Source organism: Thermaerobacter composti, assembly GCF_033582035.1.
Classification (GTDB): Bacteria; Bacillota; Sulfobacillia; order Thermaerobacterales; family Thermaerobacteraceae; genus Thermaerobacter; species Thermaerobacter composti.
This window is the reverse complement of the sequence record NZ_CP132508.1, coordinates 2,759,423-2,782,867: the sequence shown is the minus strand read 5'-3', so window position 1 is coordinate 2,782,867 and position 23,445 is coordinate 2,759,423. Positions and strand designations below refer to the sequence as shown.

The following is a 23,445-nucleotide window of genomic DNA, read 5'->3' as shown; positions in this document are numbered from 1 at the left end:
TGCCGGGAGGCCCAGTCCCGGGCGGAGGGCGGCGCGCCCTGGCCCGCGTGGGACGCGGGGCCGGCCCTGTACGTGCACGTGCCCTACTGCCGCCAGCGCTGCCACTACTGCGACTTCAACACCTATCTCCTCGACCCCGCGGGCAAGGTCCGCTACCTGGGCGCCCTCGAACGGGAGTTGGCCCTGCTGGCGGCCGACCCGGCCCTGACGCGGCCCCTGGTCTCGGTCTACGTGGGCGGCGGCACCCCCTCGATCCTGGAGCCGGCGGAACTGGAGCGGCTGCTGGCGGCGGTGCGCCGCGCCTTCCGTCTCGCGCCGGACGCCGAGGTCACCGTGGAGTGCAACCCCGGCACCCTGGACGAGGAGCGGTTGGCCGTCCTGCGGGACGGGGGCGTCAACCGCCTCAGCCTGGGCCTGCAGGCCGTGCAGGACGAGCTGTTGCGGGCCATCGGTCGCGACCACACCTGGGCCGACTTCTGCGCCACCTACCGGCGGGTGCGGCGGGCCGGGTTCGACAACGTGAACGTCGACCTGATCTTCGGCCTGCCGGGCCAGAGCCTGGAGCAGTGGGAGGCGTCGTTGCGGGCGGTGGTCGACCTGGGACCCGAGCACGTCTCCTGCTACGGGCTCGAGCTCCATCCCGGCACGCCCTTCTACCGGGAGTGGGAGGCGGGCCGGCTCCAGCTGCCCGGCGAGGACGCCGAGCGGGCCATGTTCGATCGCGCGTACGAGGTGCTGGGCGAGGCCGGGTTCGTCCGGTACGAGATCTCCAACTACGCCCGACCGGGGAGGGAGTCGGTGCACAACCGGGTGTACTGGCTCAACGGCTCCTACCTGGGGGCGGGGCCGGGGGCCTGGTCCTGCTGGCGCGGCGAGCGGCGGCGCAACCGGCTCCACCCCATGGCCTACGCGGCCGCCCTGGCCGAGGGCCGGCTGCCGGTGGACGTCACGGAGCGGGTGGATCGGCGACGGGCGATGGAGGACACCATGATCCTCGGCCTGCGGCTGGCGGAGGGGGTCGACGAGGGCCGGTTCGCGCGCCGCTTCGGGTTGACCCCGGAGGAGGCCTTCCCCAGGGCGATCCGGCGGCTGCTGGAGGAGGGGTGGCTGGTTCGCGAGGGGGGACGGATCCGGCTCAGCCCGGCGGCGGTGCCGGTGGCCAACAGCGTGCTGGTCGCCTTCGTCGACACCGATGACATCCGGACGGGTGCGGGCGGCGGGCCGGGCGGCGTCGACGCGGCGGCGCCGACGCGTTGACGGGATCCCGCGCCGGTGCTACCTTGTAAGGAGGATCGTTAGCACTCTCTGTCATCGAGTGCTAAGCGGAGGGACGCGTCGACCCGCAGGTCGCCGGAGGCCGCCACGGCGGCACCCCGTGCCCGGCCGGAACCGGCCGGGCGGGCTCCGGGGCCGAGGGGGGATCAGCCGATGGACCGCCGCAAGCAACAGGTCCTCAAGGCGGTGGTCGAGGACTACGTCGACACGGCGGAGCCGGTCGGATCCCGCACCCTGGCCCGCAAGTACGGTCTGGGCGTGAGCCCGGCCACCATCCGCAACGAGATGGCGGACCTGGAGGAGATGGGCTTCCTCGAGCAGCCCCACACCTCCGCCGGGCGGATCCCCTCCGACCGGGGCTACCGCTTCTTCGTCGACATGCTGATGGACGCGGTCACCCCGCCGCCCGAACTGGTGGAGCGCCTGCGGCGCATGTACGCGGAGCGGGTCGACCACGTCAGCCGGTTGCTGCGGCAGACGGCCCAGGTGCTCAGCGAGACCACGGACTGCCTGGCCCTGGTGGAGTCGCCGCGGGTGGAACCGGTGACCTTCCGGCACCTGCAGGTGCTCCCGCTCAGCGAGCGGCGGGCCGTGCTGGTCCTGGTCACGGACGAGGGGCTGGTGCAGCAGCGGCTGGTGGAGCTGCCCGAGCCCGCCAGCGAGGCGGATCTGCAGCGCATCTCCGCCGTGCTGACGCGCAGGCTGGCCGGGCTCACCCTGGATCAGGTGGGCCGCACGGCGTTGCGCGAGTTGCACGACGAACTGGCGGCGTGCGGCGCCCTGCTCGAGGCGGCGCTGGAGGCCTTGCGGCCGCCGGCGTCCGAAGACGACCACCCGGTGTTCGTCCTCGGCACGCGGCGGTTGTTCCGCCAGCCCGAGTTCCAGGACGTCCAGCGGGCCCAGGCCGTCCTGGGACTGGTGGAGCAGCAGGAGCTGGTCCGCGACCTGCTGGGCCGGCAGGGCGGCGACGAGCTGGTGATCACCATCGGTCACGAGAACCCGTACCCGGACCTCTACGACTGCAGCGTGATCAGCGCCACCTACCGGCTTGGGGGTGAGGCGGCGGGCCGCATCGCCGTCCTCGGGCCGAAGCGCATGCACTACGCCCGCATCACCAGCGTGATGGAGCTGTTGGCCCAGCTGCTGACGGAGGCGATGGAGCGCACGGTGCGTTGATGGGGCCCGCCGCCGGACGGGATCCGCGTCCCTGCCACCGGTGGCGGGGCTTTTTTGTCCGGGTGCGGGCCGGAGGCCGGAAGGAGGCGGAACCCGATCGTGGGTGAGTCGAGGGTCGAGGGGGAACCGCGGGTGGAGGCGACGCGCCCCACGGCGGCATCGGCTCCGGAGGGCGCCGGCGGCGGCGAGCCCTCCGCGGTCCGGGGCGAGGGAGGGACCGCCGCGGCGCGGACCGCCCCGCCGGGCGCGGCCTCCGCGCCCCCGCGGAAGGAGGCGGACGAGGGGCCGGCTGCGCCCGCTGCGGAAGGGGGCGGGAGCCCTCCGGCGGCCACGGCTGCGTCCTCCGCGGACGAGGCCGAGGGTCCGGCGGCGGCCACGGCCGCGGAGCCGGGGGAGGCGGCGGATCCGGCCGCCCGGTCGAGCGCCGGCGGGTCCGCACCCGCCGAGGCCCAGGCCGCGCCCAGGGACCTCGCCCAGGCCCTGGCGGCGCTGGAGGCGGCCCGCCGGGAGGCGGCCGAGGCCCGCGCCGCGGCCGACGCGGCCCGTGCCGAAGCCGCGGCCGCCCGCTCGGAAGCGGAGGCGGCTCGCCGCCAGGCCCAGGAGTACCTGGACCAGCTGCGCCGGCTGCAGGCCGACTTCACCAACTACCGGCGCCGCATGATGGAAGAGCAGCGCCGCTGGCGGCAGGACGCCGAGGCGGAGCTGGTCCGGGCGCTGCTGCCCGTGCTGGACAACCTGGAGCGGGCGCTGGCGGCGGGGGGCGACGCCGGGCACCCCGTGGTGCAGGGCGTGGCCATGATCCACCGGCAGTTCCTCGACGTGCTCCGGCAGGTCGGCGTCGAACCCATGGAGGCCGAGGGCCAGCCCTTCGATCCCCACCGCCACGAGGCGGTGGCGCGCGTGGAGACCGCCGACCGTCCCGACGGCACGGTGATAGAAGTGTTCCAGCGGGGCTACCTATACCGGGGACGAACCCTGCGCCCCGCCATGGTCAAGGTCGCGGTGGCACCCGCGGGAACCCCGGCCGCGACCGCGCCGCCGTCGGCCGACGCCGCCGGCCAGGCGGGGGCCGACCCCGCCCGGGGCGAGACCGGTGCCGATGGCGCCGGGGGCGCCGCGGCGCAGGACGGCGGCCGGTGACCGGGGAACGCCGCGGCCACCGGCAAGGCGACGCATGCGCGGAGGAGGGGAAGCGGGCATGGGCAAGGTGGTGGGCATCGACCTGGGCACCACCAACTCCGTGGTGGCGGTGCTGGAGGGCGGCGAGCCCACGGTGATCACCAACGCCGAGGGCAGCCGCCTCACCCCTTCGGTGGTGGGTTGGTCCAAGGACGGCGAGCTGCTGGTCGGCCAGGTGGCCAAGCGACAGGCCGTCACCAACCCCGAGCGCACCATCTTCTCGATCAAGCGCTTCATGGGGCGCCGCTTCAGCGAGGTGCGGGACGAGGCCGCCCGGGTGCCCTACAAGGTGGTCGAGGGACCCAACGGGGACGCCCGGGTGGAGGTGGACGGCAAGCTCTACTCGCCCGAGGAGATCTCGGCCATGATCCTGCGGAAGCTCAAGCAGGACGCCGAGGCCTACCTGGGCGAGCCGGTGACGCAGGCGGTGATCACCGTCCCCGCCTACTTCAACGACGCCCAGCGCCAGGCGACCAAGAACGCGGGCCGCATCGCGGGCCTCGAGGTGCTGCGCATCATCAACGAGCCGACGGCGGCCGCCCTGGCCTACGGCCTGGACAAGGAGGAAGACCAGAAGATCCTGGTCTTCGACCTGGGCGGCGGCACCTTCGACGTCTCCATCCTCGAGCTGGGGGACGGCGTCTTCGAGGTCCGGGCCACCAGCGGCAACAACCACCTGGGCGGCGACGACTTCGACCAGCGGATCATCGACTGGCTGGCCGAGGAGTTCAAGAAGGAGCACGGCATCGACCTGCGCCAGGACCGCATGGCCCTGCAGCGGCTCAAGGAGGCGGCGGAGAAGGCGAAGATCGAGCTGTCGTCGACCCTGAGCACGAACATCAACCTGCCCTTCATCACCGCCGACGCCAGCGGCCCGAAGCACCTGGACATGACGCTGACGCGGGCGAAGTTCGAGGAGCTGACGGCCGACCTGGTGGAGGCGACCATGGGGCCCACCCGCCGCGCCCTGGAGGACGCGGGGCTCAAGCCGGAGGACATCGACAAGATCATCCTGGTGGGCGGCTCCACCCGCATCCCCGCGGTGCAGCGGGCGATCCGGGAGTTCTTCGGCAAGGAGCCCCACAAGGGGGTCAACCCCGATGAGGTGGTGGCCATGGGCGCCGCCATCCAGGCCGGGGTGCTGGCCGGCGAGGTCAAGGACCTGGTGCTGGTCGACGTCACGCCCCTGACCCTGGGCGTCGAGGTCCTGGGCGGCGTGGTCGAGCCCATGATCCCGCGCAACACCGCGATCCCGACGTCCAAGTCGAAGATCTTCTCCACCGCCGCCGACGGGCAGACCCAGGTGGAGATCCACGTCGTCCAGGGCGAGCGGCCGCTGGCCAAGGACAACAAGACGCTGGGCCGGTTCATCCTGGACGGGATCCCGCCGGCGCCCCGGGGGGTGCCGCAGATCGAGGTCACCTTCGACATCGACGTCAACGGCATCGTCCACGTGCGCGCCAAGGACCTGGGCACCGGGCGGGAGCAGAAGATCACCATCAAGTCCCAGGGCGGGCTGACCGAGGAAGAGATCCAGCGCATGATCAAGGAGGCCGAGCAGCACGCCGAGGAGGACCGCAAGCGCAAGGAGCTCATCGAGGCGCGCAACCAGGCGGACGCCACGCTCTACCAGGCGCGCAAGACCCTGAAGGAGCACGAGGGCAAGCTGGACGCGGGGGTCAAGCAGCGCATCGAGGAGCGCATCAAGGCGCTGGAGGAGGCCGCCCGGGGCGACGACACCGCGGCCATCCGACGCCGCATCGAGGAGCTCTCCGAGGCCCTGCTCGAAGCCGGCCGCAAGATCTACGAGCAGCAGGCGGCCGCGGCCGGCGGGGGCTCGGCGAGCGGGGCGGCGGGCGAGACCGGGGGCGCGGGTTCCTCCGCCTCCGGGGGGACCGGCGACGTCTACGATGCCGGGTACCGGGCCAAGGACGAGCGCACCGGGACGGGCGGCGACTGAGGCCGCCCGTCCCGGCCGGGCCGGTCGCCGCGGCCGGACGCCGCCGGCGCCATGAGGGGGGAGGTGCGGCGTGGCGAAGGACTACTACGAGATCCTGGGGGTCTCGCGCGACGCGTCCCCGGAGGAGATCAAGAAGGCGTATCGGCGGCTGGCCCGCCGCTACCACCCGGACGCCAACCCGGGCGACCCCGAGGCGGAGCGCCGGTTCAAGGAGATCAACGAGGCGTACCAGGTCCTGAGCGACCCGGAGAAGCGGGCGGCCTACGACCGCTTCGGCACGGCCGAAGGCGCCGGGGCCGGACCGTGGACGGCCGGGGGCCCGGGCGGAGCCGGCGGCGCCGACGGCGGGTTTGGTCCCTTCGGCGGCTTCGAGGGGTTCGAGGGATTCGGCGATTTCGGCTTCGGCGACCTCTTCGACGCCGTCTTCGGGGGTGGCCGGGCGTCCCGGCGCGGCGGCCCCGTGCGGGGCGCGGACCTGGAGACGGAGCTGGAGCTGACGCTGGAGGAGGCCGCCCGCGGCGGGTGTCGGGAGATCCGCATCGAACGCCCGGAGCCGTGTGCCGCCTGCCGCGGCACCGGCGCCGAGGGCGGGCGCCTGGTGGCCTGCCCCCAGTGCGGCGGCACCGGCCAGATCCGCTCGGCGCGGGCGACCCCCTTCGGCCAGTTCGTCACCGTGCAGACGTGCCCGCGCTGCGGCGGCGCGGGGCGCATGGCGGCCGCCGCCTGCCGCACCTGTGGCGGCCGCGGTCAGGTGCGCCGCCCGCGCACCCTGGAGGTCGAGATCCCCGCGGGCGTCGACGACGGCATGCGGCTGCGGCTGCGCGGGCAGGGCCAGCCGGGCCGCCGCGGCGGGCCGCCCGGCGACCTCTACGTGCGGATCCGCATCAAGCCGCACCCGGTGTTCCGGCGAGAGGGCGACGACATCGTCACCGAGGTCGGCCTCGGCATCGCCCAGGCCGCCTTGGGCGCCCGGTTGCGGGTCCCGACCCTGGAGGGGGAGGAGGAGCTGCTCATCCCGCCCGGCACCCAGCCCGGCCAGGTGATCCGCCTTAAGGGCAAGGGGATGCCCCGCCTGCGGGGCGGCGGCCGCGGCGACCAGCTGGTGCGGGTGCGGGTGGAGGTCCCGCGCCGCCTCACCGAGCGGGAGCGCGAGCTGCTGCTGGAGCTGGCCCGCCTGCGGGGCGAGGCCGTGGTGGAGGAACGCGGCCTCTTCCAGCGGATGCGGGACGCCTTCAACCTGTAGCAGCCCCCAGGGGCGAACGGGCGCCGAAGAAGCCGCTCGGGCAGGTCCGCGCCGCCGGCGGGAGGCACCCCGGAGGCACCCCGGATCCCGGGGGCAGGTCTCCGCATCGGGCCGGGCCCGCCGCGGGCTTCGCTGCCGAGGGGTGGACGCGGACGGCGCGGGCCGGGACCGAGGGGCCGATTCGCGGTCCGGGCGGCGCGGCGTGCCAATGGGGGGTCGGCCTTGCGCTGGCTGGAGATGGTCATCGACGTGCCCGCCCAGGCGGCCGAGGCGGCGGCCGCCGCGGTGCTGGAGGTGGTGGACGCCGGCTTCGCCTGGGAGGAACGGGGCGGCACCGTGCGCATCCGGGCCTACCTGCCGGAAGAGGGGTTCGAGGAGCGCTATCGCCGGCTGGGCGAGCGCTGGCGGCGCGTGCGGCAGGTCTTCCCGGCGGTGGGGCCGTGGGCGCCGGCGGTCCGGGCGCGGGCCGAGGACGAGTGGGCCGAGGCGTGGAAGGCCCACTTCCCTCCCCTCCCCGTCGGCCGGCGGTTGCTGGTGGTGCCCAGCTGGCAGCGCCATCGGGTCGACCCCGGCCCCCGCATCCCGCTGGTGCTGGACCCCGGCATGGCCTTCGGCACCGGTCAGCACGCCTCCACCCGGCTGGCCCTCGAGCTCCTCGAGGAGGAGCTCGAGGGCCAGCCGGAGCCGCGGCCGGTGCTGGACGTGGGCACCGGCTCGGGCATCCTGGCCATCGCCGCCGCCCTGCTGGGGGCGCGGCCGGTGCTGGCCGTGGACATCGACCCGGGGGCCGTCCGCGTGGCTCAGGACAACGCCTCGGCCAATGGGGTGGACGACCGGGTGCGGGTGGCTGCGGGGACCGCGGCGGCGGTGCGGCGCCAGCCCCCGCCGGGATGGGCCGTCCACCTGCCCGCCGCGGTCACGGTGGCCAACATCACCGCCGCGGTGCTCGCCGAGACCCTGGACGACCTGGTGCACCTGACGCGGCCGGGGGGCGCCCTGGTCCTCTCCGGTCTCGTCAGCGGGGCGACGGACACCCGGGATCTGGAGGAACGCTGCCGCGCCAGGGGGCTGGAGATCCGCCGGCGCCGCTGGGCCGAGGGCTGGGAGGCGTGGCGGCTCGCCGTCCCGAACTAGTCGCGAACCAGGGTCGACGGGAGAGGCAGCATGTTCGTCCCGCACGTCTTCGTCGAGGAGGAGCTGGCCGTCGGCGGGCAGGCGACCCTGGCCCCGGACGACGCCCACCACCTGCTGCGGGTGTTGCGTCGCAGGCCGGGGGACCGGGTGGTGGCCGTGACCCCGGCGGGCCGCCGCTGGCTGAGCCAGCTGGCGGCCGGGACGCCGCCGCGGGTGCGGGCGGTGGCGCCGCTGCCGGGCAGCGAGCCGCCCGTGCACGTCACCCTCGGCCAGGGCCTGCCCAAGGGGGCCAAGATGGAGGAGGTCGTCCGCCACGGCACGGAGGTCGGCGTGAGCCGGTTCGTCCCGGTGTGGGCCGCCCGCTCCATCAGCCGGCCGCGGGACGCCGCCGTGGCGCGGCGGGTCGAGCGCTGGCGGCGGATCGCCCGGGAGGCGGCGCGCCAGGCCCAGCGCTCGGCGGTGCCGCGCGTCGATCCACCCGCGACCCTGGAGGCCCTGCTGGCGGAGGCGGCCTGGGACCTGATCCTGATGCCCTGGGAGGAAGAGGAGGCCCGGGGCCTGCGGCAGGAGCTGGAGGCCCGGGCTGCCGCCTGGGGGCGGCCCGCCGCGGGGCGGCGGGTGCTGATCCTGATCGGACCGGAGGGCGGGTGGGAGGCCGAGGAGGTGGAGGCAGCCCGGCGCGCCGGGGCGCGGGTGGTCACCCTGGGGCCGCGGATCCTGCGCACCGAGACGGCCGGGGTGCTGGTGGCCGGCCTGGTGCTCCACGCCCTCGGCGATCTGGGCTGAGGCCGCGCGGTGCCACCTCGCGGGGCGAGGGCGGGGGACGGCGGCGGTCGCCGGGTCGGCACCCGGCGATGGCCCTCGCCCAGGGGCGGCTGGCCGACGGCGCGGCGTGCCACCCGGCGCGAGCGAAGGGGCGCCGCCGGCCCCGGCCCGGCGGGGCGCCGAGGGTGCCGAGGGTGTGCGTCGCGCGGGGGGCCGGGGGCTGGTCCGCGGGAGCCCGGGTGTCCGGGCCGGGGTCCCCCGACGGGGAGGGGCGCGGCCGGGGTCCTGCTGCCGATGGCAGCGGCTAGCGCCTCCTGCATAGGTAGCCATGGGGGTGGTGCGCCGCCCGCCGCGGCCGGCGCCGGCGCGGCGGAGGGGGTCGGCGGTCCCCGGCGGAAGCGGGTGCCGCCGGCGGCGCCGCCTCCGGCGAAGGGCCCCGAGGCGCAGGGAAAGGCGGGAGAGACGTGGTGCAGCACGCGGCGGGCGGGCGGCGGTTGCGGGTGGGGATCCTCTTCGGCGGCCGCTCGGGCGAGCACGAGGTCTCGCTGATGTCGGCGCGGTCGGTGTTCCGGGCCATCGACCGCCAGCGGTTCGAACCGGTGCCCATCGGCATCACCCGATCCGGGCAGTGGATCCTGCCCCACGACGCCGAGGCGCTGCTCGGGGCGGGCCGCGGCGTCGAACCGGCCGACGGCGAGCCCCTGGCGGTGGTGCCCGGCCCCGGCGGGCGTCGACTGCTGGTGCTGGCGGCCGGCGGCGCGGGCCGGTGGCTGGAGCCGCTGGACGTGGTCTTCCCCGTGCTGCACGGCACCTACGGCGAGGACGGTACGGTCCAGGGCTTGCTGGAGCTCCTGGACGTCCCCTACGTGGGCGCGGGGGTCATGGCCTCGGCGGTGGGGATGGACAAGGCGGTGATGAAGGAGCTCTTCCGCGCCCGCGGGTTGCCGGTGGTGCCCTTCGTGGTGGTGACGGCGACCCGCTGGCGCCGGGAGCCGGCGGCCGTGATCGAGGGGATCGAGGGCACCCTCGGCTACCCGTGCTTCACCAAGCCCGCCAACCTCGGGTCCAGCGTGGCGATCCGCAAGTGCCGGGACCGTCGGCAGCTGGCCGACGGCCTGGAGGAGGCCCTGGCCTATGACCGCAAGGCCGTGGTGGAGCGCGGCGTGGACGCCCGGGAGCTGGAGATCAGCGTCCTGGGCAACGACGAGCCCATGGCCTCGCTGCCCGGCGAGATCCGGCCGCGGGCGGAGTTCTACACCTACGAGGCCAAGTACACCGAGGGTGGCGCCGAGTTGATCGTGCCCGCGCCCGTGCCGCCGCGGGTCGTCGAGGCGATGCAGCGCCTCGCCATCGCGGCGTTCCAGGCGGTCGACGCCGCCGGCATGGCGCGGGTCGACTTCTTCCTCGAGCGGGCCACCGGGCGGCTGCTGGTCAACGAGATCAACACCATCCCCGGCTTCACCGCCTACAGCATGTATCCCCGGCTCTGGGAGGCGGCGGGCCTGCCCTATCGCGACCTGATCACCCGGTTGATCGAGCTGGCCCTGGAACGCCATGGTGAACGGGCCCGCCTGCGGACAACCTATGGGGACGGGGGCGGTGGCGACGCCCAGGGGGGCGGCGACGGCGCAGGGACGGGCACCGACGGGCAGGGATAGGCCCGCGGGGTGCCTCCGGCGAGGGCCCCGGAGGCTCGCCGCGGGCGAAGGAGGGGCGGGGCCGATCCGCCCCGTCGCCGACGGTGGGTGGCGTCGGGCGGGGCAGGACCGGGCCGTGCCGGTGGCGAAACCAGGGACGACCGCGTCCGCGCGCTTCGACGTCCCACGCCGGGGGTGGCAGCCGTGGCGGACTGCCTGTTCTGCCGGATCGTCGCGGGCGAGCTGCCCGCCGACAAGGTCTACGAGGACGAACACGTGCTGGCCTTCCGCGACATCAATCCCCAGGCGCCGCAGCACGTCCTGGTGATCCCCAAGCGGCACATCGCCTCCCTCAACGAGGCCCGGGAGGAGGACGTCCCGGTGCTGGGACACCTGCAGCGGGTGATCCCCGAGGTGGCCCGCCGCGTGGGCGTGGCCGACAGCGGCTACCGCGTGGTGGTCAACACCGGGCGGGACGCGCTGCAGACGGTCTTCCACGTGCACTACCACGTGCTGGGCGGCCGGGCCCTGCAGTGGCCGCCCGGCTGATGGCAGCCTGCGGCCACCCCGGTGGCCGAGGGTCCGTGGTCGGGAAGGAGGGATCCGGGGTGGCCGAGGTCAGGCGCCGGGAGAACGAGTCCCTCGACGAGGCGCTGCGCCGGTTCCGGCAGGCCATGCGCAAGGCCGGCATCCTCAGCGAGGTACGGCGCCGCGCGCACTACGACAAGCCCAGCGTCCGCCGCAAGAGGAAGAGCGACGCCGCGCGGCGCCGCCGCCGGGGCCGCTAGCCGCGGTCGTCCGGGCGGCGGACGGGGAGGGTCGCACCATGTCCCTCAAGGAACGGCTGGAGCAGGACATGAAGGAGGCGCTGAAGGCGCGGGAGGCGGGAAGGACCCGCCTCTCCGTCATTCGCATGGTCCGCGCCGCCATCAAGAACGAGGAGATCGAGCGGGGCCACCCGCTGAGCGACGACGAGGTCGTGCAGGTGCTGGCGCGGGAGCGGCGCCAGCGCCAGGAGGCGCTGGAGGAGTACCGCCGGGCCGGGCGGGAGGACCTGGTCCAGCAGATGGAGGCGGAGATCGAGGTCCTGGCGTCCTACCTGCCCGAGCCCTTGAGCGAGGCGGAGCTCACGCGGTTGGCCGAGGAGGTCATCGCGGAGGTGGGGGCCCGGGGGCCCCAGGACATGGGCAAGGTCATGGGCCGGCTGATGCCGCGCATCCGGGGCCGGGCCGAGGGCAGCGAGGCCAGCCGGATCGTCCGCGACCTGCTCGCCCGCCAGGCGCAACAGGGCTCGCCGCGCTGAGACCAGCACCGCCCGGGGGAGGATGGGCCGGGGTGGATCGGCGGTTCCGGTGTGCGATGGGCGGCCTAGGGGCGCTGGTCCGGGGGATGGCGGCCCTCGCCCTCGCCCTGGCCGTCGCCGTTGGTGCGTCGGCGCCGGGTCGCGGGCCCTCGCCGCCGGCCGCCGCCTCCTCCGCCAGCGGCACGCCGCCCCAGCGGGTGCTGGTGATCCCCGTGCGCGGCAACATCGAACCGGGCCTGGCCCGCTTCGTGATGCGGGGCCTTGCCCAGGCCCAGCGGGAGCGGGCCGCGGTGCTGCTGGAGATCAGCACCTTCGGCGGCCGGGTGGACGGCGCCACGGAGATCCGCGGCGCCATCGACGCGGCCGTCGACGCCGGGGTGCCGCTGGCCGCCTGGGTGCCCGACCGGGCCATCTCCGCGGGAGCCCTGATCGCCATCGCCGCCCCTGCGCTCTACATGGCACCCGACGCCACCCTGGGCGCGGCGGAGCCGCGTCCGGCCGACGAGAAGACCATCTCCTTCGTCCGCGCCGAGTTCGAGGCCGCCGCCCGGAGCCGCGGCCGTGACCCCCAGGTGGCCGCGGCCATGGTCGACAAGGACGTGGCGATCCCCCAGCTGGTGGAGAGGGGGCACATCCTCACCCTCACCGGCGAGCGGGCCCACGCCATCGGCTTCATCGAGGGCCTGGCCGACAGCCGCCAGGAGGCCCTGGCCCGCGCCGGGTGGGCGGGATTGCCGGTGGACGAACTGGCCCCGACGGCCGGCGAGCGCCTGGCCCGCTTCGTCACCGACCCCGTGGTGGCGCCCATCCTGCTCTCCATCGGCATGGCCGGGCTGGTGGCCGAGTTCTACGTCCCCGGCTTCGGCTTCCCCGGCATCGTGGGGCTCGCGAGCCTCGCCCTGTTCTTCGGCGGCCACCTGCTGGCGGGCGTGGCCGGCTGGAAGGCGGCGCTGCTCTTCCTGGTCGGCGTGGTCCTGATGGCGGTGGAGCTGGTCATGCCCGGCTTCGGCATCTTCGGGATGGCCGGCCTGCTGGCCATGGGCGCCGCCATCGTGCTGGTCACCGGTGACGTCAGGCGGGGGCTCGAGGCCCTGTTGGCCGGGATCGTGGTCACGCTGGCGGTGGTCGTGGCCCTGGGAGGGGTGGCGGGCCGCCGCGGCCTGTGGCGGCGGCTGGCGCTGCCCACCCGCCTAGGCGAGGCCGAGGGCGTCCGGTCGACGGCGGCCGATCCGACCCTGGTCGGGCAGCGGGGCCGGGCGCTCACGCCCCTGCGGCCGGCGGGGACGGCGGCCGTGGGCGGGCGCCGCGTGGACGTGGTGACCGAGGGGGAGTACCTGCCCGCGGGCACCGCCGTGGAGGTCATCCGCGTGGAGGGACGCCGCGTGGTGGTGCGAGCGGTGGCCGGCGACGGGATGGACCGCCCCGGTGCGGACGGAGGCGAGGGGCCCGGGCCCCGGACCGGCGAACGAGCGTAGGCCCGTCCGCCCCGCGGGGTGCGGGCCCGCGGGCCGGTGGCGACCGTCCCGGGATGGGTGGCGGCAGCGAATGGCGCGGGTGGGGGCGGCGGCGGTCCGTGTCCGCCTCTCCCACCCCCGTCCGGGATAAGGGAGGGGTGGACGTTGGCCGACCTCTCGTGGCCGATCCTGCTGGTGGCCATCGGCCTGATCCTGGTGGCCCTGGCGGTGGTGTTCAGCTTCATCCCCGTGGGCCTCTGGATCTCGGCCCTGGCGGCGGGGGTGCGGGTGCCCATCATCACCCTGATCGGCATGCGCCTGCGCCGCGTGCCCCCGCACCGGATCATCAACCCGCTCATCAAGGCGGACAAGGCGGGCATCGACGTCAGCCTGGACAAGCTGGAGGCGCACTACCTGGCCGGCGGCAACGTGGACCGCGTGGTGGACGCCCTGATCGCGGCCCAGCGGGCGGAGATCCCGCTGACCTTCGAGCGGGCGGCGGCCATCGACCTGGCCGGGCGCGACGTGCTGCAGGCGGTGCAGGTCAGCGTCAACCCGCGGGTGGTGGAGACGCCGGTGGTGGCGGCGGTGGCCAAGGACGGCATCGAGCTGCGGGTCAAGGCCCGGGTGACGGTCCGGGCCAACATCGACCGGCTGGTGGGCGGCGCCGGCGAGGAGACCATCATCGCCCGGGTGGGCGAGGGCATCGTCACCACCGTCGGCTCCGCCGAAGACCACAAGGCGGTGCTGGAGAACCCCGACTCCATCTCGCGGGTCGTGCTCAACAAGGGCCTGGACGCCGGCACCGCCTTCGAGATCCTCTCCATCGACATCGCGGACGTGGACGTCGGCCGCAACATCGGCGCCCAGCTGCAGATGGACCGGGCGGAGGCCGACAAGAACATCGCCCAGGCCAAGGCGGAGGAGCGGCGGGCCATGGCGGTGGCGGCGGAGCACGAGATGCGGGCGCGGGTCCAGGAGATGCGCGCCAAGGTGGTGGAGGCCGAGGCCCAGATCCCCCTGGCCATCGCCGAGGCCTTCCGCCAGGGCCGGCTCGGCGTTTTCGACTACTACGCCCTGCGCAACCTGCAGGCGGACACGGAGATGCGGGCGTCCCTGGCCGGGGGTGGGGGACGCGAGGAGCCCCCGTCCGGGCAGCCCACCGAGCGGGGGAGCTGAGCCCGCGCAGGGAGCGGGGATCGCCCAGGAGGGTTGACGATGCCGGGCTGGTTCCAGTGGCTGGCCGACGCGGGGGTGGAGCTCGTCCTCCTGTTGGGCGTCCTGGCCAGCATCCTGCGCGGATTGGCCGACTTCTACCGCAACCGCCCGGGGCGGGGGCGGCCGCCGGCACGGCAGGGGGACGGTCCCCCGCGCACCGCGCCCGCCCGGCCGCCGCTGCCGCCCACCTTGCCCCACGAGACGCCGACCCGGCGCCCTGCGCCCGCCGGCAGCCCCAGGAGCGCGACGGTGGGGCGGCATCCGGCCGAGGGGGCCGGTCCCGGGGCCGACGGCGGACGGGTGCCGGACGCCACGGCGCCCCCCGCTGCCCCGCGGGAGCGGCCGCCCGCCCGGCCGGGGCGGCCGCCGCGCCCCGCGCCCGAGCCCACCGCCGGTCCGTGGGGCGACCTCTGGGGCGAGCTGATGCGCCAGCTCGAGGAGCTCCTGGGGGACGGGATGGAAGGGGAGGCCGATGGCCGCGGCCGGCGTCCCCCGACGGCCCCGGGGGGCGGGCCGGAGGCACCCATGCCGAGGTCCCGGCGACAGCCCTTCGCCCCCGCCGAGGGCGCGCCGGGCGAGGAGGGCACGCCGGGCGTCGAGGGGCAACCCGGGCCCGATGAAACCGCAGGACCCCGGGGACGGCAGCGGCCGCGGCCGCCGCACCGGGCGCCGGCGGCGGGCGCGGCGTCGACGCCGGATGGCGGTCCCGCCGCCGGCTCCCCCGCCGGGGAGACGGCCGCCGTCCCCTCCCCCGCAGTTGAGGACGCCTTCCCCGGCGCCGCTGCGGCGGCGAGCCGCGTCCTCCTGCCCGTGGCGGCGCGGACCGCTCCCGACCAGCGCCGGGCGGCCCTGGTGGCCGGCTGGCTGTGGCTCGAGGTCCTGTCCCCACCCCGTGCCCTGCGCCCCTGGCATCCCGGGCCGGATCTTTTGCGGCGTCGCTGACCGCGCGGCCGCGGCGCCGCCATCATATCGCCCCGTGCGCCGCCGTAACCTTCAGCGGAGGCTTGTGCACGCAAAGGAGGCGGCGCCTTGGCGCGGGATGGGCGCAGGGGCGGCGAGGGTTGGCGTCGCTGGCTGGGCGGCGTGGAGGACGCCCTGGCCGAGGCCCTGGAACTGCCGCGGGATGCGGTGCGCAACCTGCCTCGCATCACCCTGCTGGGCCCGCTGGAAGTGGTGGTGGAGAACCATCGGGGCGTGCTGCGCTTCGACGCCGCCCACCTGCTGGTGGCGGTGCCCGGCGGCCGGCTGGAGGTCACGGGGGACCGCCTGGCCATCGGGCGCATCGACCGGGAGGAACTGCGGGTCCAGGGGCGCATCGACCAGGTCCGCTTCCTGCCCGGGCCGGCGGGTGAGGGACCTTGAACCGGGGGCTATGGCGCCTGCTGGCCGGGGCGGTGGAGATCGCCGTGGCGCCGTCGCCCCGGCGTCGCCCCGTCGCGCCCCCACAGGGGGTGCGACGGGGCCGCGGCGGCCGGGAGCCGGCGGTGGCGTCGCCCCTCCCGGAGACGGGGCCGGAGGCCCTGGTCAACCGGCTGGCCGCCGCCGGAGCGGTGCTGTGGCGGGTCCGCCGCGAGCCGGATGGCGGCCTCCGCGCCTGGATCGCCCTGGATCAGATCGGGACCCTGCGCGCCGTGGCGCGCCAGACCCGGTGCCGGGTGCGCTTCCGTCGCCGGGCGGGGTGGCCCTTCCTGTGGCGCCGAATGGCGCGCCGACGGGTCCTGCTGGCGGGCACCCTGGCGACCGCCCTGCTGGTCTACGTCCTGTCCGGGCGCATCTGGTTCATCGAGATCCGCGGGCTGGAGCACCTGTCCGAGGCCGCCGTGCGCCAGGAACTGGCGCGGGTCGGCCTGCGGCCCGGCGTGCCGAAGGCCGCCGTCGACCTGCGCCGCCTGGCCCAGCGGCTGCCCCTGGAGGTCCCCGGCATCGCGTGGGTGGGCATCACCCACTACGGCGTCAAGGTCGTGCTGGACGTGGTGGAGAAGGAGCCCGCACCCGCGGTGCCCGCCCACCGGCCGGCCCACGTGGTGGCCCGGCGGCCGGGCGTGATCGTCCAGGTCTTGGCGCTGCGCGGGGAGCCGCTGGTGCAGCCGGGGCAGGTGGTGAAGGCCGGGCAGATCCTGATCCGCGGGGAGTACGCGGCGCCACCGCCGCCGCGGGATGGGCGGTCCCCGGGGACGCCGCCACCCGCGGGCAAGCCCGTGGCCGCGCTGGGTCGCGTGTGGGCGCGCACCTGGTACAGCCAATACCGGGAGGTACCCCTGGAACGGACGCAGCCGGTGCGCACGGGCCGGGCGTGGCAGCAGGTGGTCCTGCGTATCGGGCCCTGGCGCGTGCCGGTATACTGGCAGCGGGGGCAGCCGGGCCGTTACGAGGTGGAACGGCGTCCCCTGCTGGCCTTGCCGGGGTGGAGGGATGGTCCGCCCCCCGTCGAACTGGTGAGGGAAGTCCGCCACGAGGTCGTGCTGGCGCGGCGGACGGTGACCGCAGAGCAGGCGGTCCGCAGCGTCGAACGGCAGGCGGTGGCCCAGGTGGCCGCCGCCCTCCCGCCAGGCGGCCGGGTGGTGGCGGTGGGCAGCGAAGTGGTCCAGCGGGGCGCCGGGTTCGTCGGCGTCCGCACCACAGTGGAAGCCATCGAGGACATCGGCGTGCAGCGCCCGTTCACGGTCCGGTGAGCGGTCACCGGGGACGCAAAGGAGGGCGATGGGGTCCTTGCCCGAAGCGCGGCAGCCCAACGGCACGGCGCCGCCGGCCGGCGAGGGCTATGTGGCGGTCATCGACCTGGCGGATCACGACGAGGCGCTTCAGCTGTTCGGGCGCGGCGACCAGCACCTGCGCCTGATCCAGGACAGCTTCCCGGTCCAGATCGTGTCGCGGGGCGACCACATCCGCGTCCGCGGCGAGCCGGACGAGGTGCGCCAGGTCGCCACGCTGTTCCAGGGCCTGCTGGAACAGGTGCGGCGCGGGGTGGCGCTGGGGCCGGAGGACGTCCGCTACGCGATCCAGCTGACCCGGGAGGGCCGGGCCGAGCGCATCGCCGAGGTGGCCGACGACGTCATCGTGACCACGGCGCGGGGCAAGCCGATCCGGCCCAAGACCCTGGGGCAGCGCCGCTACGTGGAGGCGATCCGCAAGAACGGCATCGTGTTCGGCATCGGGCCGGCCGGCACCGGCAAGACCTACCTGGCCATGGCGGTGGCCATCGCCAGCCTCAAGGCCCACCAGGTCGCCCGCATCATCCTCACCCGCCCAGCGGTGGAGGCCGGCGAGAAGCTGGGCTTCTTGCCCGGCGACCTGCAGGAGAAGGTCGACCCCTACCTGCGGCCCCTCTACGACGCGCTGTGGGACATGCTGGGGGTGGAGACCTTCCAGAAGTACATGAACCGGGGCCTGATCGAGGTGGCGCCGCTGGCGTACATGCGCGGCCGCACGCTGGACGACTCCTTCATCATCCTGGACGAGGCGCAGAACACCACGCCGGAGCAGATGAAGATGTTCCTGACCCGGCTCGGGTTCGGGTCGAAGGCGGTGGTGACGGGTGACGTCACCCAAGTCGACCTCCCCCGCGGTCGGCACTCGGGGCTGACCCACGTGCAGCACGTCTTGCGCGGGATCGAGGGCATCGAGTTCATCTACCTGACGGAACAGGATGTGGTGAGACACCCGCTGGTCCAGCGGATCATCCGGGCGTACGAGGCCTACGAGCGGCAGGAGCAGGGGGACGCCGTCGCCCGTGGCGACGGAGAGGTGGCGGCCGAGCCCGGGGCCGACCGGGCGGGGGATGCCCACGGGGGCGAGCCGGCCCGGCCCGGCAGCGGCGCGGAGCGGCGACCGAGGCGGGGCCTGGGATCGATCCGGGGCAACAGCCGGCGGCGGTAGCGGCGGTGCCCGCGGGCCGGTGACCGTGGCCCGGGCCCGCGGGAACTCCGCCGGGGCCGAGGGGGGGAACGGGGCATCGCCCCCGCGGCGGGGTCGGCGCGGCCCCGCCCGCCGCAACGCCGACCCGCACCGGGAGTGGACGCGATGGGTGGAGGATTTGCCGGCCTGGGCCACTGGCTCGACCGTCACCTGGGGGGACAGTGGCGTGAGCCCCAAGTGCGGCGCCTGATGTGGGGCGGCCTGTTCTTCCTGTGCTTCACCCTGCTGCTGGCCACGGCGGTGGCCCCCTCCCAGGTCCGCGTGCGACCCGGCCAGGCCGCACCCCGCGACCTGGTGGCGCCCAAGCAGCTGGTGGATCGGCCCACCACGGAACGCCTGCGCCAGGAGGCCGCGCAGGCCGTGCCCGACCAGTACCAGGAGGACGACGGCGCCGTCCGGCAGGTGCGCACCCAGGTCGAGGCGGCCTTCGCCGCGGTGGCGGAGGTCCGCCAGGCCATGGCGCGGCGCGCCCGCGAGGGGCAGGACGCCGGCGCCGAGGGGGGCACCGCGGGCGCGGCGCGATCCGCCGGGTCGGACGCCGCCGTGGGGCAGGGCGCCGGCGCAGGCGGGGGTGCCGACGGCGCGTCCCTGCCGCCCCCGGCGGCGGGCGACCGTCGCGAGCTGGAGCGCAGGCTGGGCTTCGCCCTGCCCGCCGAGGTGGCCGACGCCGTCCTCACGGTGGACGACGCCACCCTGGCCGCTATGCGGCGGGACCTGCTGGGCCTGCTGGAACGCCTGCTGGAGCAGGGCATCAAGGAGGACCAGCTGGCGGCCACGCGGCTGCGGCTGGGGGAGGAGATCGACGGCCTGGACTACCCCCGGCCGCTGCGGGACTTCCTGCGGCTGGTGGGGGGCCGGGCCCTGCGCCCGAACCTGATCTTCGACCGCGAGGGCACCGAGGAGGCCCGCCGCCGGGCGATGGAGCAGGTGGACCCGGTGATCATCGTGCCCGGCGAGGTCATCGTCGAGGCGGGCGAGAAGATCACGGAGGAGGACATGGTCCGCCTGCGGGACGCCGGCCTCCTGCAGGAGAGCCCGTGGAGCCTGGCCGGGATCTGGGCCGGGACGGCGCTGCTGGTCCTGCTCGGGATGGCGGCGGGCGGCTTCTACCTGGCCACCTTCGACCGCCGCGTCTACGAGGACGAGCCCCGCTTCGTCCTCTTCGGCCTGGTGCCGCTGATCACGCTGGTCTTCGCCCGGCTGCTGCAGCCGGTGTCACCCTACCTGATGCCCGTCGCCACCGGGCCGATGCTGCTGGCCGTGCTGCTCAACCCGCGTACGGCACTGGTGGCGGCGATGCTGCTGGCCGTGGCGGTGGGGGCGATGGCGGGAGACGGGTTGCGCTTCGGCACCGTCGCCTGGTTCGGCAGCGCGGCGGCCGCCTTCACCGTCTCGCGTCTCGGCCATCGCTCCGACTTCATCCGGGCCGGAGCCATCACCGCCGCGGTCAACGCCCTGGCGACCCTGGCCCTGGCCCTGATGTTCGGCAGCCCGCCCCTGGTCGACCTCGCGGTGTGGAAGCAGGTGGGCTGGGCCGCCTTCGGCGGGCTGCTGGCGGCCGTCCTCACCCTGGGCCTGCTGCCCTTCCTGGAGAGCTTCTTCGGCCTGGTGACGCCGGTGCGCCTGATCGAGCTGGCCAACCCCAACCAGCCCCTGCTGCGCCGGCTGCTGGTGGAGGCGCCGGGCACCTACCACCACAGCCTGATGGTGGCCAACCTGGCCGAGGCCGCCGTCGAAGAGGTGGGCGGCAACTCGCTGCTGGCCCGGGTGGGCGCCTACTACCACGACGTCGGCAAGGTGAAGCGGCCCTACTTCTTCATCGAGAACCAGTTCGGCGGCGAGAACCCCCACGACAAGCTCTCCCCGAACCTCAGCGCGTTGATCATCACCGCCCACGTCAAGGACGGCATCGAGCTAGCGCGCCAGCACGGCCTGCCGGAGGAGATCATCCGCTTCATCCGCGAGCACCACGGCACGACGCGGGTCGAGTACTTCCTGCGCCGGGCCCAGGAACGGGGCGAGCCCGAGGTCCTGGAGGGCAACTTCCGCTACGACGGGCCGCCGCCCACCACCCGGGAGACCGCCGTGGTCATGCTGGCCGACGCCGTCGAGGCGACGATCCGCTCGCTGGGGCACCTCACCCCCGGCCGCATCGAGCAGGTGGTGCGCAAGATCATCAAGGACCGCCTCAACGACGGCCAGCTCGACCGCGCCGATCTGACGCTGCGCGACCTGGACCGCATCGCCGACACCTTCGTGCGGGTGCTGACCGGCGTGTTCCACCACCGCATCGAGTACCCCGAGGCGGTGCTCAAGGAGATGGAGCGGTCCCGCCGCAAGGAGGCCGCCGCCAAGGAGGGCGCGGGCAAGGAGGGGGCCGCCAGGGAGGGCGGCGGGGCCGGCGCCGGCAAGGACGCCGGCCCGAAGGACGGCCAGGGGGAGCGCGGTGCCCGGCCGGGCCGGCCGGCCCGCGCCGGCCCGGCCGCTGAAGGCCCCGGCAGGGGCCCGGTCGACGGACGCGGCGGCGCGGGAACGGCGGCTGGGGCGGCGGAGGCGCCGCCGGCCATCCGGGCGGGCGGCGCGGGGGACGACGATCCCGGTGCCGCATCCGCCCCCGGGGAAGGAGGCGACGGACGCCCATGGCAGGGAGCCGGGAACGGCGAGGGCCGGGGCCCGTGCTGAGCATCGGGAACCGGCAGGAGCGCCTGGCGGTGCCCGGCCACTGGCAGACGCTCCTGCCCGGGCTGGTGCGGCGCCTCCTCGAGGCGGAGGGCCTCGCGCTCCCCGTGGAGGTCGGCCTGACCTTCGTCGACGACGCGGCCATCCGCCAGCTCAACCGGCGCTACCGCGGCAAGGATGCGCCGACGGACGTCCTCTCCTTTCCCCAGTTCGAACCCGCGGAGATCCAACGGCTCAAGGCCGGCGCCCGCGGGTCCGGGGGCGCCGGTGCCGGGGACGAACCGGCCCCCGAGCCCGAGCCCGTGCCCCTGGGCGACGTGGTGATCTCCCTGGAGCGGGCGGCGATCCAGGCCCAGGCGTACGGCCACTCGCTGGACCGGGAGGTGGGCTACCTGCTGGCCCACGGCGTCCTGCACCTCCTGGGCTACGACCATCCTGACGCGGAGGGCGAGCGGCTGATGCACCGGAAGGCGGAGGCGGCCCTGGCCGCGTGCGGCCTGAGCCGGCCATGAGGCGCCGGGGCCACGGATCCGCCGGCGGCACGGGCGAGGCGGCGCGCCCCGGTGCCGGCCGCACCGGCTCCCGCCCGCCCTCCCGCCCCGGACCCGGCCGCGCGGGCAGCCTGGCCGAGTCGTTCCGCTGCGCCTGGGCGGGCTTCCTCTGGATCTGGCGCACCGAGGCCAACATGCGCCTGCACCTCGCCGCCGCCACGCTGCTCTTCACGGCCGCCTGGTGGCTGGGCGCCACGCCGGAGGAGTGGGCGTTGCTGCTGCTGGCCGCGGGCCTGGTGGTGCTGCTGGAGTGGATCAACACGGCCATCGAGGGGGCGGTCGACCTGGCGACCGAGGGGTTCCGCCCCTTGGCCGGCCGGGTCAAGGACGTGGCGGCCGGCGCCGTCCTGGTGGCGGCGCTGCTGGCCACCGTCACCGGTCTGGTGGTGCTCGGCGCGGAGCTGCGCCGGCTACCGGGCCTCCTCCTGGTCCACGCCCGGGACCAGCCGTGGCGGCTCGGGCCCCTGCTGGTGGCCCTGTACCTCGTCATGAGTTCGCGCGCGGTGCGCCAGGCCGCCCGCCAGGGACCCGCCAGCGGGGACGAACCGGCCGGCGGCCGCGGTCCCCGGCCCCGCAACGAGGAGGGAGAAGGTTGACGACCCCGACCCCGGCGACCTCCCCACCCCCAGCGGTGACGCGGGGCGCTGGCCCCGGCCCCGCCCGGCGGCCCGGTCCCGCCCCGAGCTCCGGCCCGGGCGCCGGCCGGTCCCCGCGGCCTGCGGCCCTCACCCCATCCGTCGCGGACCCGACGTCCCGCCCCCGCAGCGCCCGGCGCCTGGTCGTCGCCGCGCTGCTGGCCGCGTCGGCGCTACTGGGGGCCTGCGGCCCCTTCCGCCCCGCGACGGCCCCGGCCCCAACGCCCGGGAGCGGCGCGCCCCCGGCGGAACCGCCGGCGCCCGCCCCGCCGCCGGTGAATCCGCTGACTGGCCTGCCGATGTCCCGCCCCGACCTGCTCCGACAGCGTCCCGTGCTGGTCAGCATCGACAACCATCCCGACGCGCGGCCCCAGGCGGGGCTGACCGCCGCCGACCTGGTCTACGAGGTGCCCGCCGAGGGCGGCATCACCCGGCTGCTGGCGCTGTTCGTCACCCAGCGCCCCGAGCGGGTCGGCCCCGTGCGCAGCTCGCGCCACTACTTCCTCGACCTCGCCCTGGAGTGGGACGCGATCTACGTGCACGCCGGCGGCAGTCCCCAGCACTACGCCCGCATCGTCCGCACCGGCCTCGACGACCTGGACGGGGTCCGGGCCGATCCCCGGGGCGGGGGGCGCCGGGTCTTCACCCGCGACGCGCGGCGGAAGATGCCCCATAATCTTTATGCGTCGCTGCCCGTCGCCCTGACGGCGGCGGAGGAGCGGGGCTGGGCGCTCACCGCGCCGCCCCGTCCGTCCCCCTTCGCATTCCGCAGCGCGGGCGAGGAGCCGACGGGCGAACGGGTGGACCGCTTGGTGATCCACTGGCCCGGGTGGCGCCGGGGCTGGGTTCGCTATCGTTGGACGGGCGCCGGTTACCTGCGGGAGACCGCCTTCGGCCCCCACGTGGCCGAGGAGACCGGCGACCCCCTGACGCCGGCCAACCTGCTGATCCAGCTGGTGCCCGCCCGGACCATCGCCGGCGACGCCGAGGGACGCCTGGAGGTCGAGCTCGCGGGGGAGGGCCGCCTGCTCATCGCCAGCGGCGGCCGGCTGCGGGAGGGCCGCTGGCAGAAGGCGAGCCCGACGGCGCCGACCCGGTGGCTGGAGGCCGACGGCCGGCCGGTCCGCCTGGCGTCGGGCCCAACCTGGGTGCACCTGGTGCCGGCGTCGGCCCGCATCGAGGCGTCGGGCCCGCCGTCGTCCCAGGGCTCGGGGGAGGAACCGGCGGAGGGGGCGGAGGGTCTCGAGGGGACCGGGGGGCGGTGACGGGGGCGCCGCCGGCCGGCCGGGGGACGGCAGGCCTCCGGACCGCGGGCGCGGCC

21 protein-coding genes are annotated in these 23,445 nt (G+C 75.7%); all 21 read left to right on the top strand.

All coding sequences use genetic code 11. The features are described 5' to 3' along the window. The first annotated feature begins 72 nt into the window (after positions 1-72). The 21 genes from hemW to Q5761_RS11175 all read left to right on the top strand — a co-directional run bounded on the left by hemW (position 73) and on the right by Q5761_RS11175 (position 23,389). On the top strand, positions 73-1,257 hold the full coding sequence (gene hemW / locus Q5761_RS11275) for a radical SAM family heme chaperone HemW (protein WP_243123658.1): 1,185 nt from the start codon (positions 73-75) through the stop codon (positions 1,255-1,257). 171 nt (positions 1,258-1,428) lie between these two features. Continuing rightward, on the top strand, positions 1,429-2,451 hold the full coding sequence (gene hrcA / locus Q5761_RS11270; protein ID WP_135224446.1) for a heat-inducible transcriptional repressor HrcA: 1,023 nt from the start codon (positions 1,429-1,431) through the stop codon (positions 2,449-2,451). A 99-nt stretch (positions 2,452-2,550) separates the two neighbouring features. Continuing rightward, positions 2,551-3,591 carry a nucleotide exchange factor GrpE gene (grpE, locus tag Q5761_RS11265; protein WP_135224445.1) on the top strand — a complete coding sequence of 347 codons (1,041 nt, stop codon included), beginning with the start codon at positions 2,551-2,553 and terminating at the stop codon, positions 3,589-3,591. A 58-nt stretch (positions 3,592-3,649) separates the two neighbouring features. Next, positions 3,650-5,590, top strand: coding sequence for a molecular chaperone DnaK (gene dnaK / locus Q5761_RS11260; protein ID WP_135224444.1), 1,941 nt, complete (start codon positions 3,650-3,652; stop codon positions 5,588-5,590). Between the two features lie 70 nt (positions 5,591-5,660). Next, entirely contained in the window at positions 5,661-6,833 is a 1,173-nt protein-coding gene (gene dnaJ, locus Q5761_RS11255; RefSeq protein ID WP_318750654.1) for a molecular chaperone DnaJ, read from the top strand. 222 nt (positions 6,834-7,055) lie between these two features. Next, complete coding sequence (locus Q5761_RS11250; protein WP_318750653.1) at positions 7,056-7,967, top strand: 50S ribosomal protein L11 methyltransferase; 912 nt, start codon at positions 7,056-7,058, stop codon at positions 7,965-7,967. A 30-nt stretch (positions 7,968-7,997) separates the two neighbouring features. Beyond that, positions 7,998-8,753, top strand: coding sequence for an RsmE family RNA methyltransferase (locus Q5761_RS11245; RefSeq protein ID WP_318750652.1), 756 nt, complete (start codon positions 7,998-8,000; stop codon positions 8,751-8,753). A 443-nt stretch (positions 8,754-9,196) separates the two neighbouring features. Next, positions 9,197-10,390, top strand: coding sequence for a D-alanine--D-alanine ligase family protein (locus Q5761_RS11240; RefSeq protein ID WP_318750651.1), 1,194 nt, complete (start codon positions 9,197-9,199; stop codon positions 10,388-10,390). Between the two features lie 183 nt (positions 10,391-10,573). After that, positions 10,574-10,918 (top strand): histidine triad nucleotide-binding protein, encoded by a 345-nt coding sequence (locus Q5761_RS11235; protein WP_135224439.1) that lies wholly within the window; start codon positions 10,574-10,576, stop codon positions 10,916-10,918. A 59-nt stretch (positions 10,919-10,977) separates the two neighbouring features. After that, positions 10,978-11,157, top strand: coding sequence for a 30S ribosomal protein S21 (rpsU, locus tag Q5761_RS11230; RefSeq protein WP_135224438.1), 180 nt, complete (start codon positions 10,978-10,980; stop codon positions 11,155-11,157). A 38-nt stretch (positions 11,158-11,195) separates the two neighbouring features. After that, positions 11,196-11,672 (top strand): GatB/YqeY domain-containing protein, encoded by a 477-nt coding sequence (locus tag Q5761_RS11225; protein ID WP_135224437.1) that lies wholly within the window; start codon positions 11,196-11,198, stop codon positions 11,670-11,672. Positions 11,673-11,704: 32 nt separating this feature from the next. Continuing rightward, positions 11,705-13,147: an NfeD family protein gene (locus tag Q5761_RS11220; protein ID WP_318750650.1), complete on the top strand. Its 1,443-nt coding sequence runs from the start codon at positions 11,705-11,707 to the stop codon at positions 13,145-13,147. Positions 13,148-13,291: 144 nt separating this feature from the next. Continuing rightward, a complete protein-coding gene (floA, locus tag Q5761_RS11215; RefSeq protein WP_135224436.1) occupies positions 13,292-14,305 on the top strand; it encodes a flotillin-like protein FloA in 1,014 nt (337 codons plus the stop codon). A gap of 39 nt (positions 14,306-14,344) precedes the next feature. After that, on the top strand, positions 14,345-15,286 hold the full coding sequence (locus tag Q5761_RS11210) for a hypothetical protein (RefSeq protein ID WP_318750649.1): 942 nt from the start codon (positions 14,345-14,347) through the stop codon (positions 15,284-15,286). Positions 15,287-15,373: 87 nt separating this feature from the next. Continuing rightward, on the top strand, positions 15,374-15,706 hold the full coding sequence (locus tag Q5761_RS11205) for a YabP/YqfC family sporulation protein (protein WP_135224434.1): 333 nt from the start codon (positions 15,374-15,376) through the stop codon (positions 15,704-15,706). Next, complete coding sequence (gene yqfD / locus Q5761_RS11200) at positions 15,703-17,016, top strand: sporulation protein YqfD (protein ID WP_135224433.1); 1,314 nt, start codon at positions 15,703-15,705, stop codon at positions 17,014-17,016. Before Q5761_RS11205 ends, yqfD begins: the two co-directional genes overlap by 4 nt. A 37-nt stretch (positions 17,017-17,053) precedes the next feature. Further along, the gene (locus Q5761_RS11195) at positions 17,054-18,220 is read left to right on the top strand and encodes a PhoH family protein (RefSeq protein ID WP_243123656.1); all 1,167 of its coding nucleotides are present in this window, start codon (positions 17,054-17,056) and stop codon (positions 18,218-18,220) included. 144 nt (positions 18,221-18,364) lie between these two features. Then, positions 18,365-20,941: an HDIG domain-containing metalloprotein gene (locus Q5761_RS11190; protein WP_318750648.1), complete on the top strand. Its 2,577-nt coding sequence runs from the start codon at positions 18,365-18,367 to the stop codon at positions 20,939-20,941. Then, positions 20,935-21,450 (top strand): rRNA maturation RNase YbeY, encoded by a 516-nt coding sequence (gene ybeY, locus Q5761_RS11185; protein ID WP_318750647.1) that lies wholly within the window; start codon positions 20,935-20,937, stop codon positions 21,448-21,450. The genes Q5761_RS11190 and ybeY overlap by 7 nt, the downstream gene beginning before the upstream one ends. Then, positions 21,447-22,085: a diacylglycerol kinase family protein gene (locus Q5761_RS11180; protein WP_318750646.1), complete on the top strand. Its 639-nt coding sequence runs from the start codon at positions 21,447-21,449 to the stop codon at positions 22,083-22,085. Before ybeY ends, Q5761_RS11180 begins: the two co-directional genes overlap by 4 nt. A gap of 314 nt (positions 22,086-22,399) precedes the next feature. Further along, positions 22,400-23,389: a DUF3048 domain-containing protein gene (locus Q5761_RS11175; RefSeq protein ID WP_305791209.1), complete on the top strand. Its 990-nt coding sequence runs from the start codon at positions 22,400-22,402 to the stop codon at positions 23,387-23,389. Positions 23,390-23,445 lie beyond the last annotated feature (56 nt).